This window comes from Psychrobacter immobilis (assembly GCF_904846235.1).
Lineage (GTDB): Bacteria > Pseudomonadota > Gammaproteobacteria > Pseudomonadales > Moraxellaceae > Psychrobacter > Psychrobacter immobilis_C.
Genome location: NZ_CAJGZN010000012.1, coordinates 103,685 through 116,131, shown reverse-complemented (window position 1 = coordinate 116,131; position 12,447 = coordinate 103,685). Strand labels below are relative to the sequence as shown.

The window sequence follows — 12,447 nt, the reverse complement described above, 5'->3', positions numbered from 1 at the left end:
CTTTAAACTGGGACTGTGACAGTCGGGGCAGCTGATATCTATTTGTGTCTTCATAACCTCAAATATATCATCTTGCTTTGACTGTCACCCTCCTTTATTTCTTCAGCATACTTTTTGATACACCACCGAAAATTTTAACGAGGATATAGTGATTACTGCAGCCCTAATACTTATCATGGCCACCATTAAGTATAAAAGGAGTAAAACTGATGCTCGTTAGCGGAAGTAGGATTGAGGCTAAGACTGAAGCGCCATAATCGCTGTTAACAGTACCGCATCATCAGGATAGGTCAGTTTTATATTCTGGCGACTACCAGAGACTAAGCGTATTGGTAAACCTATTTGTTCAAAAGCACTGGCTTCATCTGTGATGCTTAGCTGATGTTCAAACACATGATTTAGGACTTTTCTTAATTGACCTAAGCGGAATACTTGCGGGGTTTGTGCTTGCCACATGTTGCTACGATCAATAGTAGATTTGGTATAAGAATGTGGACGACTCTCTTCTGCGGAGGTAGCTTGCTGATAGGAAGCTTTTAACGTATCGGCCACTGGTGTCGCTAGAATAGCGCCGTAAGGCTCCAGCATCGCTGCTTCAATCACTTGATCGATATCTGAACTTGGTACAGCAGGACGTGCTGCATCGTGAATAAGCACCAAATCTGAATCATCAGCACCTGTCTGACTAATTGCTTCAACGCCCGACTGTACTGACTGCCAACGCTCTGCTCCGCCGACTGCATAGCTTATAGGAAGTGCAAACTCTAATTGTTGCGCCGTGCTGTCATCGGCTGATATGACCAATAGACACCTATCGATGTAATCACTACAAGCAAGTCGTGCCACGCTATGCTGCAACAGCGTCTGACCTTCTAGCATTGTATATTGCTTGGCAATAGACGCACCAAAACGGCTACCGCGACCAGCTGCGACGATCATGGCATGTATATTAGGGGTTGTATTCATAGTGGTGTACTCATGGTTTGAGCCCATGACAGTATATGTAAAGAGGAATAAAGCAGGTGTTAAGTATGATGAATGATGTCAGATAACAACATTATGATGCTGCATCATGAAAATTAATTCATGTCGTAAAAATTAGTGTATTCGTGAAAGCTAATGTATTTATAAAAGCTAATAGTTGCTGTGCGTGGTTGGTGCGGTGGATACTTGGACAAAAGTCTCATTGGGTTTGATTAAACCTAAATCTAAGCGAGCATGCTCTTCTACGGCCTCAAGTCCCGTTTTTAAATCTTGAACATCGGTGCGTAGTAAGTTGTTTGCTGCAACTTGATTGTCATTCAAACGTTGTTGCTCTTCGATTTGAGCCGTCAACTTGTTGTGTTCAAAGCGGCCATTTTCACCCAACCAATACTGATATTGCAACCCTAAAAGCACTGCAACGGCTAAAGCAAGTAGTATAAATTGGCTAAAATATTTCATAAGGTGATAACGCCAAACGGTATAAAAGAGGATAGTAAAGTTTGAGCTGATTAGGCGATATATAAATGATTATATATCGCCCAAATATTGACTTCAGCTGATGAGTCTAGGCTTTTTAGCGTATATTACTTAACGCATATTACGCGCCAAAGATCCAGTCAGACTCTTAGCCACGTAGACCGATAAACTCTTCACGGCCACGATAGCTTGCACGTACTTGCTGCTCGATACGTAGCAATTGGTTGTACTTCGCTACGCGGTCTGAACGACATAGTGAGCCAGTTTTGATCTGGCCTGCCGCTGTACCAACTGCCAAGTCTGCAATGGTGCTGTCTTCCGTTTCACCTGAACGATGTGAAATGATGGTTGCATAGCCATTTTTCTTAGCCATATAAATCGCATCTAGCGTTTCTGACAAGGTGCCAATTTGATTAAATTTAATCAAAATAGCATTGGCAATATGCTTATCAATACCTTCTTGCAAGATTGTAGGATTGGTTACAAACAAATCATCACCAACCAATTGGACTTTATCGCCAATCTGCTCGGTCAAATACTTCCAACCATCCCAATCCGACTCATCAAGACCATCTTCGATAGAGATAATCGGATACTGACGTGCCAGCCCAACTAGATAATCTGAGAACCCTTGGCTATCAAAGGCTTTATTACCTTCACCTGCCAAGACGTATTGACCGTTTTTGTAAAATTCACTAGCTGCACAATCTAGCGCAAGATGAATATCTTCACCAGCTTTGTAGCCGACTTGTTCAATCGCTTGCATGATAACCGTGATGGCTTCTTCGTTGCTACGTAGGTTTGGTGCAAAACCACCTTCATCACCAACGGCAGTGTTGAGACCTTGTGATTTCAACACAGACTTTAAGCTATGGAAAATTTCTGTACCAGCACGCAGCGCTTCTGAGAAGCTTGTGAAGCCCACAGGCTCAATCATAAACTCTTGAATATCAACCGTGTTGTCCGCGTGCTCGCCACCGTTCAAGATGTTCATCATCGGCACAGGCATGGTCAACGACGTTTGATTACGTAGATTGGCGATGTATTGATGCAATGGCAGATTCTGTGACTTGGCTGCCGCTTTGGCCGTCGCAAGTGACACAGCTAGCATGGCGTTAGCACCCAAGCTTTCTTTGTTTTCTGTACCATCTAGCGCAATCATGGCATCATCAATAGCCTGTTGCTCAGTCACATCTTTGTCAATCAAGGCACTGCGGATTTGACTATTGACATTAGAAACGGCTTTTTTGACGCCTTTACCCATAAAGCGGGTCTTGTCGCCATCACGTAGCTCAAGCGCTTCACGTGAGCCTGTTGATGCGCCACTTGGAGCAGCAGCACGGCCGACGGTACCGTCAGCTAAAATAACATCAGCTTCGATAGTTGGGTTGCCGCGCGAGTCTAAAATTTCACGAGCGCGAATGTCTTTAATTGCGGTGACGTTGTTGGTTTCTTCAGCGTACATAATGTCTGTTAATTCCTTTGGTCATGCCAAGTTTGTGAGATAAATAACGGCAGCTAGCATACAAAAAAGATAAAGCAAAATATCATATAGCGCATAGTCCTAAAAACCCTGCATACCTTTCTATCTTGTGGCTATCGTTGCCTAACGATTAGAGGTGTATGGAGCAGATTAATAGTCGGCTATAGTGCTTGGCATCATAGCATATATTTTACCAAACTTCCCTTATCTTACACCGACTTGCAGTCATAAAAACAATCTTATAGATACATATATGCGATGGTTGCCTCTTTTATATTTGTAGAATACCTAAGCAAATATGATAGCTACGATTTCGCTATGCGTTTATTATCCGTATGAGAGATTGATACCGTATTATCTAACTCAACCTCTGTCTTAAACCGTGTCAATCGTAGTGCATTCATGAGTACTGAGATGGAGCTAAGCGCCATAGCAGCGGCGGCAATCATCGGATTCAAAAACCCGAATGCAGCAAGCGGAATACCAAGACAGTTATAAATAAAGGCAAAAAACAGATTTTGCTTGATATTGCGTAGCGTTGCTTGAGCGATTTTTTGTGCCGCATCGATATGCATGAGCGACTCACCCATTAGCCGTGCAGAGGCACTATGCTGAGCGACATCAGTTCCCTCAAACATCGCAAAGCTGGCATCGGCAGTAGCCATCGCTGGCGCATCGTTGACGCCGTCTCCTGCCATCGCCACCTTATGACCAGCAGTTTGCAATAGTGCAATTTGACTGGCCTTGTCACGCGGGCTCATCTTGCCATAAGCCTTATCAATACCCAACTGCCCTGCTACATGATCGACGACGGACTGCTTATCACCACTCATCAAAATGACATTGATACCCGCATCTTGTAGTGCAGCGATTGCTTGCGGCGTATCTGCCTTTAAGTCATCGGCTAGTGCAAACGCACCTAGTGGCTCATCATTGATACTAATCGCAACGGTACTGGCAATTTGCCATACTTTTGGCATAAATCTTGGCAACGTCAAGTTCGCAAACTCTGCCGTACCCACTTTTATCAGCCCAAGACCTTCGATATTTGCTTGTATACCAGCGCCTTTTATCACACTAATATCAGTCACATTAAATAGATTTAATTGGCGGTCTTTAGCTGTGTTTACCAGAGCAGTTGCTAATGGATGACTGGCATGCGCCTCGACACTGGCCGCAATCTGCAATACATCATCCACAGCAAGCGATTTATCCACCATGACATGATCGACGATAGTAGGTTTACCAATCGTCAATGTGCCTGTTTTATCGAGCACTACCGTATCGATATTGCCTGCTGCCTCAAGACTTTGTGCATCCTTGAACCAAACACCATGACGCGCGGCAACACCCATACCAGCCATGATCGCCGCTGGCGTGGCCAAACCAAGCGCACAAGGACAAGCAATGACCAATACTGATACGGCATGCATTAGGGCAGTATCAACCATACCTGTTAGCCACCATGTGACCCCAAAAGTAACCAACGCAATCGTTACTACTACGGGGACAAAAATAGCCGTTACTCGATCCGCGAGACGCGCTAGATTGGCTTTTGAGCCTTGTGCATCACTCAACGCTTGTACCATATCGCCGAGTTTCGTGTCGCTGCCCTTCGCACTGACACGGTATAGCAGACTGCCATTCTCTACCAAAGCGCCTGCCAGTAATCCATCGCCTTGCTCTTTTTTGAGGGCTACCGACTCACCAGTTAAATGACTCTCCACGCACCAACCGCTGCCTTCTATGACGGTACCATCTGTAGCGACGCGGCTACCTTGTTTTGCACGTAAGACGTCATCCACTTGCACATCAGACAACGCAATATTATGAAATTCACCATTTGGCTGTCGCTGCTCTACTTCATCAGGTGTCAATGACAATAATAAATCAATACTGTTTAGGCTGTGCTTCTTGGTACGTTCCTCAAGATACTTACCTGTACGCACAAAGGCAATGACCATCACCCCTGCTTCAAAATATACGGCTGGGCTATTACTCGCACCGTGTCCGCCCAGATGCCCACTTTGCAAAAGACTGTTTAAAGTACCATCGCCGTGCGTGAGCCATAGATAAGTCGAATACGCCCATATCGTCACGGTACCAATGACCACTAGCACATCCATATTGGCAAGGCCACCTTTTATAGATGCCCATGCGCTCTTATAAAAAGGTAACGCCAAGCCAAACTGTACTACAGTCGCTAAAATAAATTGCACCCAGACTGGCGGCATCCACGCCATACCAAAACCCGCCAACATACCTACCATACCCACCAAAAACGGCACCAAACAAACCCATAATCCGATCAAACGCCATGGGTATTGAGTGGCGGTATCTTCCTCAGTCTGAGCAAATAAGCTATCGGCTGCCTGCACATTAGCCACAAAGCCCGTTTTATTCACCCACTCTGTCACCTGTTCGGGCGTCGTCTGGGTTGGATCATAATCAACATTGGCAGTCTCGCCAGCAAAACTCACACTTACCTCGTACACCGAAGGCTTTTTATTAAGCACCTTCTCGATTCTTGAGGCGCAGGCCTGACAAGTCATGCCATCAATCGCTAATTGCAGATGCGCTCGTTGCGGTGTCAGTGGCGTGTTGGACTCAACATCAGTTTCGACATCATAAGACTCATCTTTGGTAGTACGGGTGGTATCGTTCATAAATAAAACTCGTCATGGTGCCTATAAATTCGTAGGAACCACGATAAAATATCAGTGGGTAGGCAAAAAATTCAAATAAAGCAATTAGGTTATATCGTATTCAGTATGAGCATTTTAGACAAAGTAGCCATGTATCAAAGTATCAAAGTATCAAAGTATCGAGACTGAATACTCGTAATCGTTAATCATTAAAAAACCAGCTATCATGCTTGTAATAACATGTTAGCTGGTTTTTTACATAGAAGATGAGATTTATGAGTTAGCAACTGTCGCCTCAAATCCCGCATCGTCAATAGCTGAAGCAATAGCCTCTGCACTGGTTTTGCTATCATCAAAGGTTATCGTCGCTAGGTTATCAGCGAGGTCAACGGTAATAGTTTCTAATCCATCAATATCGGCTGTTGCCGTATGTACGCTTGCTACGCATCCGCCACAAGTCATACCGTCAATTTTAATAATACGTGTTTGATCTGCCATATTGGGCTCCTTATTTTTATTAGTAATGAGCAACTCTAATAGTGATTCTGTTAATACTTACTTTGATATTTTTTAAGTTATCAAAGTAAGAGCAACTACCAAAGCTACATTAAATAAGCATAAGCTCTATTACCCTCGACAACAAGACCGTTTGGTTGTTGCTTTATTAACGAGATGCTATTAACGAAACAGTAACTTGTTAATAAAAACGTAAAAGAGCTCATCGACAAGTTTATAACAATAGCCATTTGTAATGTCTAGTCGTTATGATGCGGGTTCTGCGGTGAGTCAATCGGAAATGGCTGAGTTACATAGTCCACCATACTAATCGCCGCCGTCAAGGCATGGATACTAGTATTTGTATCATCATAGCTCACCGTTGCGACATTATGCTCGGGATCCAAATTGATAGCCATCACGCCTGAGATGTTTTTAAGCGCGGTCATTACGCTATCTAAGCCTTCTTCATCGTCAATATTTTCGATGCTTACTTGCGCCATCTGAATTGCCATTGTATAGCCCTCTTATCACGTACCGTATCAATGAGTATCCAATACTTCAAAACCTTTGACCAAATCATCAATTTGCTTAAGCTGACGTAAAAATGGCTCTAGTTGGCTCATACGCAGCGCACATGGACCATCACATTTTGCAGTTTCTGGGTTTGGATGCGCTTCTAAAAACAACCCTGCCAACCCTGTAGCCATACCTGCACGGGCAAGCGTTGTAATCTGCTCACGACGGCCACCAGCACTATCACTACGTGCACCTGGCTGTTGTAAACTATGCGTCACGTCAAAGAATACGGGGATATCCATCTGCTTCATGGTATCAAAACCAAGCATATCCACAACCAGATTATTATATCCAAAGGCACTACCACGCTCACAAAGTATCAATTTATCATTACCACCCTCTAAGCACTTATTGACGATATGACGCATCTCATGAGGGGCCAAAAACTGCGCCTTTTTGATATTAATAATGGCATCTGTTTTTGCCATCGCATGCACTAGATCTGTCTGACGTGACAAAAATGCAGGTAACTGAATAATATCAGCCACTTCAGCGACTGGTGCTGCTTGATGTGGTTCATGCACATCAGTGATAATCGGTACTTGGAATTTTTCTTTGATCTGACCTAGCCAATCGATACCCTGCTCTAAACCGGGCCCACGATACGAATGCAAACTTGAGCGGTTGGCTTTATCAAAGCTCGCTTTGAAAACATAGCCGATACCCAAGCGCTTGCAGATATCAACATACTGCTCAGCGATCTCAAATGCCAACTCTTTAGACTCTAAAACATTCATACCGCCGAACAATACAAAAGGCTGGTCGTTACCAATGTTAATCGTATCGTTGTTAGGAGTGTTGAGCGTGATATGTGATTGTGCGGTCAATAAGTTGTCCATGAAGCCATTACCTCTTATTTTGTTATTAATATGTCTATCCCATATTGTAACCGATAGGCTGATTAAAAAAAGTATGCAAGCGTAATTAGACGTCATTAGTAAAGATGATTGCTGATTAATAACAACAAACAGCCTGAATTAAACAAAAAAAGACCAATCCGAAGATCAGTCTTTTTTATAATTACCAAGCTGTCGTACGATAATGCTTATTTGTTATCGCTATAGTTTCTTGCTGCTTTAACAAAGCTGTTAAACAGTGGATGACCACCGCGTGGCGAGCTGGTAAATTCAGGATGGAACTGTACGGCGATAAACCAAGGATGGTTAGGAATCTCAACCGACTCAACCAAATGCTGCTTGGCAGAATAGCCTGATATCGTCATACCTGCTTGCTCTAATGGCTCGATATAACGGTTATTCATCTCATAACGATGACGATGACGCTCAGTGATATTGGTTGAACCATAGATTTGCGCAAGCTTACTACCAGCCACCAGTTCCGCTTGCTGCGCGCCTAAACGCATAGTGCCACCGAGGTCTGAGTCATCGCTACGAATCTGTAGCTCGCCGCGCTCATCTAGCCATTCAGTGATCAGACCAATGATAGGCTCAGCGGTAGTACGATGAAACTCAGAAGAGTTGGCATCGATATGCAGCACATTACGGGCATATTCAATCACCGCCAACTGCATACCCAGACAGATACCCAGATACGGCACTTTATTTTCGCGGGCGTAAGTGATGGCTCTCATTTTACCAGTGGTACCGCGCTCACCAAAACCACCTGGGACCAAAATCGCATCGGCGTCGTTTAGACGCGCATACAGCTCATCGTCCGTCTCTAGTAGCTCAGCATCGATATAGTCAATTTTGACATCTGACTGATGCACGATACCGGCATGTAGCAACGCTTCGTTGATCGACTTATAAGCATCTGGAAGCTCGACGTATTTGCCGACCATCGCAACCGTCACTACCGCTTGAGGGTTGAGCTGGGCTTCGACCACTTTGTCCCAATCGCTCAAATCCGCTTCAGGGACGTCAAGACCAAAACGCTCACAGATGAGATCGTCAAGATCTTGCTCATGTAGGGTGCGCGGGATTTGATAGATGCTTTGGGCATCTTCACACATGATGACTGCGCGCTCTTCGACATTGGTAAACAGCGCAATCTTGCGGCGGTTGTCTTGCGAGATATGGTGGTCAGAGCGGCAGATCAAGATATCTGGCTGCAGACCGATAGAACGTAACTCTTTTACCGAATGCTGGGTAGGTTTGGTTTTGGTTTCACCTGCACTAGCGATATAAGGCACCAGCGTTAGATGCATCAGCATAGCGCGATTGCGTCCAAGCTCTACTTGCATTTGGCGTACCGCTTCCATAAAAGGAAGTGACTCGATATCACCGACCGTACCGCCAATCTCGATAATGGCGATATCATAGCCTTCGCCACTGGCAAGAATTTTACTTTTGATTTCATCAGTGATATGCGGAATCACCTGTACCGTACCACCCAAATATTCACCGCGGCGCTCTTTATTCAAAACGTTTTGATAGATACGACCACTGGTGAAGTTGTTGCTCTTACTCATCTTAGAGTGGCGTAAGAAGCGCTCATAGTAGCCTAAATCCAAATCGGTCTCAGCGCCGTCTTCGGTGACGAACACTTCGCCATGTTGAAATGGGCTCATCGTACCTGGATCGACGTTGATATACGGATCCATTTTGGTCATCGTCACGCTCACGCCGCGTGCTTCAAGCACTGCGGCAAGAGAGGCTGCGGTAATACCTTTTCCTAGTGAGGACACTACCCCACCGGTCACAAATATAAACTTGGTCATAGTACTCTGTCGGTAATTGGTAAAGAAGGATTTTACTAAAAATACGCTACAAAATATAGGGCAAAAGCACAAACTCTTTAAAACACTCAGTTTTTAACGCTTAATTGTCATAAGTGCGTAATCATCGTAAATACGTAGCTATTATAACCCACTGCGGCTTTAAAAAGGTCACAACAAAAAAACTCACCCCGAAGGATGAGTTTTTTATAATACGTTTTCTAATGTTTAGATTAGAATTTGTATTCTAGACCAGCACCGACCACGAAGACGCTAGCATCACCACGCGCTCTGACAAGAATATCTTTATCACCGTCATCTTGACCAGCAATGAAAAGATCATTTTTTAAGTCTGCAGTGTTATTACCGACATAAGCATGTGCAATTATATTCTTTCTAAAGCTATATTTACCGCCTACGACGATTTGATCTGAATTATTTTCATTAATGCCTCTTAAGTTATCCGTTTTATTGTACTGTGCATATATTGAGGCTGGACGAGCGAGGTTACTTAGACCCATCTCAGCACTTAATATCAATCCTTTTTCAGTTTCATTAGTATCATCAAAATCAGCTTGTTGGTATAGAGCGCCCACTTTTACTGGATAAGCAACATAATTACTTAGATCGACAGTAGCCGTCCCACGGATCATATCGCCGCCCGTATTAGTACTACTGGGATTTTTAGTAGCCAGATCACTCTGATAAGCAACACCAGCCGTAAAGCCATTGCCTGGATTAAATAGTAATGAGGCACCATAGCCGCTGTCACGACTATTATCGTCAGATATAAAGTCTTCATCAGCACCATACTGCAACGCAAGCTCTAATGGTAACTCATTGTATTTAGGCGCTTTCCAGACGATAGAGTTATTAACTCGGTAACCATCAGCTAAGGTTAAAGCATTGGCTAGTGTATTTTTGCTTAAACTACTAGCACCCACATTGTCCCAGTAACCTTCATTGACCGTGACATTATCGATATAATCAACGACTGAGTAGTTACGACCAAAGCGGAATTCGCCAAGGTCTTTATTCTTTAGACCCAGATAAGTATCACGGCTTTTAAAACCGATGTTACTGCTGCCACTATCATCAACCTTGATTCCATACTCTAATTGGTAGATCACATCAGTATTGGCAGTCATGGCTTCAGAACCTTTGAAACCAATACGTGAAGATTTTGATGCGATTTCTACTGAACTGTTGTCTTCATTAATGCTTATACTACTATCGTCCATAGCTTCTCGTTCGAATGAAGCATTGACATAGTTGGCGGTAACAAATGCTTTGCCATAAACAGTCGGTGCCGCTTGAGCTGTAGATACTAATAGCATTGCGACTGATGAGGCTAAAAATAGTTTTTTCAAAAGACATCTCCACTTTACAATTTTTTTGATAAATTGGTTAAGGTTAGCTGATATATAAAGAGTTACTGAACTAGTCAGACATAAATATAGCAATCCAATATGACAGTAAGATGAAAAAACAAAATTTACATACCTGTAACTATTCGCATTACTTAATTTTAGACTGTATCTTTTTATCGCATAAAAAAACTCACTCCGAAGGATGAGTTTTTGAACACACTAGATGTTTAAAGGTTCAGACTAAAATAAGTATTCTATCCCTCCTCCGATAGCGAGTACATCAATATCACCACGTAAGTCGATTTCATTAACATTGCCGTCTTCGTCTCTCGAACCAAAACGACCATTGTTTAATTCCGCTGAATTTAGACCAGCATAGGCATGAGCGATCATATTATTTTTAAACGCATATTTGCCACCTACAACGACTTGATTTGAGTCATTATTCTCAAGACCACTGATATTGTCGGTTTTGTCATACTGAATATAAACAGAGGCTGGACGGGCAAAATTCGAAAGACCCATTTCAGCACTCACCACTAAACCGTCCTCTGTTGCAGTAGTAGTACCGGCATAGTCAGCTTCTTGATATAGAACGCCTAACTTTACAGGAGCTGCGATATATTTACCTAAATCGACGCTAGCACTGCCACGGATAATATCACCACTAACACTCATGTCTTGCTCATAAGCAATACCAGCGGTAATGCCTGTACCTGGATCAAACATCAATGAGGCACCATAGCCTGCGTCACGATCACTCTCAGATATAAAGTCTTCATCAGCACCATACATCAGCGCAAGCGCTAATGGTAGGTCATTGTATTTAGGCGCTTTCCAAACGATTGAATTATTGATACGGTTACCAACGGTCGGGGTCAAAATATTAGCAAAGCTGTCGTTGTTGTTCAGAGTACTAGAGCCAAGATTATCCCAATAACCTTCATTAACTGATACGTTATTGATATAGTCAATGACTGTGTAGTTACGACCAAAGCGGAATTCACCGAAGTCTTTATTTTTTAAACCTAAATAAGTATCACGACTTTTGAAGCCAATGTTATCGCTACCACTATCATCAACTTTAACGCCGTACTCTAATTGGTAAATTACGTCAGTGTTGGCCGTTATCGCTTCAGAGCCTCTGAAGCCTAAACGTGAAAGATTAGAATTAACTTGTAATGAACCGTTGTCTTCATTAATTCTGTTATTATTATCCATATTCTGACCATCAATTTCAGCATTAACGTAATCAGTAGTAACGAATACTTTACCATAAACGGTAGGTGCTGCCTGTGCTGCAGATACAGATAGGGCGGCGATTGCTGTCGCTAAAAGTAGTTTTTTCATGGGGTATCTCCACTTTACAATTGTAGTAATGAGCAAGCTGTGATTAGCTGGCGCCCATAATGGTATCGTCACAAATCCTCAAAGATATAATGTGTAACTGGCTACCGAGATTAGTCAGAAACAAGTGTGGCGAATTTCTATTACAGTAAGGTAAAAAACCATGACACACATGACTGGGATTAAACAACGCAACTGCCATGTAACGTTTGGTCTTTATTGCTCCGTGCGTAACATCCGTTACCAAACTCATACTTCGAATACAAGCATAACAACTTTGACATAATTTGCAACATATTTTTTTGCTTTTTCGATACACGCGTTATCGAATAACAGATGATTTCTTATATTTGAACGATTGTGAAAAAACTTCTATTTACTCAATTAGAT

10 protein-coding genes are annotated in these 12,447 nt (G+C 43.0%); all 10 read right to left on the bottom strand.

All coding sequences use genetic code 11. The annotated features are described in order from the left end of the window. Positions 1–237: 237 nt before the first annotated feature. The 10 genes from ispD to JMX07_RS09455 all read right to left on the bottom strand — a co-directional run bounded on the left by ispD (position 238) and on the right by JMX07_RS09455 (position 12,060). Positions 238–966 (bottom strand): 2-C-methyl-D-erythritol 4-phosphate cytidylyltransferase, encoded by a 729-nt coding sequence (gene ispD / locus JMX07_RS09500; RefSeq protein ID WP_227684754.1) that lies wholly within the window; start codon positions 964–966, stop codon positions 238–240. 168 nt (positions 967–1,134) lie between these two features. Then, positions 1,135–1,443: an FtsB family cell division protein gene (locus JMX07_RS09495; protein WP_057761172.1), complete on the bottom strand. Its 309-nt coding sequence runs from the start codon at positions 1,441–1,443 to the stop codon at positions 1,135–1,137. Positions 1,444–1,609: 166 nt separating this feature from the next. After that, complete coding sequence (gene eno, locus JMX07_RS09490; RefSeq protein ID WP_201548211.1) at positions 1,610–2,926, bottom strand: phosphopyruvate hydratase; 1,317 nt, start codon at positions 2,924–2,926, stop codon at positions 1,610–1,612. A gap of 323 nt (positions 2,927–3,249) precedes the next feature. After that, positions 3,250–5,610, bottom strand: a complete 2,361-nt coding sequence (locus JMX07_RS09485) for a heavy metal translocating P-type ATPase (RefSeq protein WP_201607623.1) — start codon at positions 5,608–5,610, stop codon at positions 3,250–3,252. Positions 5,611–5,862: 252 nt separating this feature from the next. Next, positions 5,863–6,087 (bottom strand): heavy-metal-associated domain-containing protein, encoded by a 225-nt coding sequence (locus tag JMX07_RS09480; RefSeq protein WP_057761178.1) that lies wholly within the window; start codon positions 6,085–6,087, stop codon positions 5,863–5,865. Positions 6,088–6,344: 257 nt separating this feature from the next. After that, positions 6,345–6,599: a heavy-metal-associated domain-containing protein gene (locus tag JMX07_RS09475; protein WP_201607622.1), complete on the bottom strand. Its 255-nt coding sequence runs from the start codon at positions 6,597–6,599 to the stop codon at positions 6,345–6,347. Positions 6,600–6,626: 27 nt separating this feature from the next. Further along, positions 6,627–7,502 carry a 3-deoxy-8-phosphooctulonate synthase gene (kdsA, locus tag JMX07_RS09470; protein WP_201607621.1) on the bottom strand — a complete coding sequence of 292 codons (876 nt, stop codon included), beginning with the start codon at positions 7,500–7,502 and terminating at the stop codon, positions 6,627–6,629. A 206-nt stretch (positions 7,503–7,708) separates the two neighbouring features. Next, entirely contained in the window at positions 7,709–9,343 is a 1,635-nt protein-coding gene (locus JMX07_RS09465; RefSeq protein WP_201607620.1) for a CTP synthase, read from the bottom strand. Between the two features lie 230 nt (positions 9,344–9,573). Continuing rightward, entirely contained in the window at positions 9,574–10,710 is a 1,137-nt protein-coding gene (locus JMX07_RS09460) for a porin (protein ID WP_068036869.1), read from the bottom strand. Between the two features lie 240 nt (positions 10,711–10,950). Next, a complete protein-coding gene (locus JMX07_RS09455) occupies positions 10,951–12,060 on the bottom strand; it encodes a porin (protein WP_201607619.1) in 1,110 nt (369 codons plus the stop codon). Positions 12,061–12,447 lie beyond the last annotated feature (387 nt).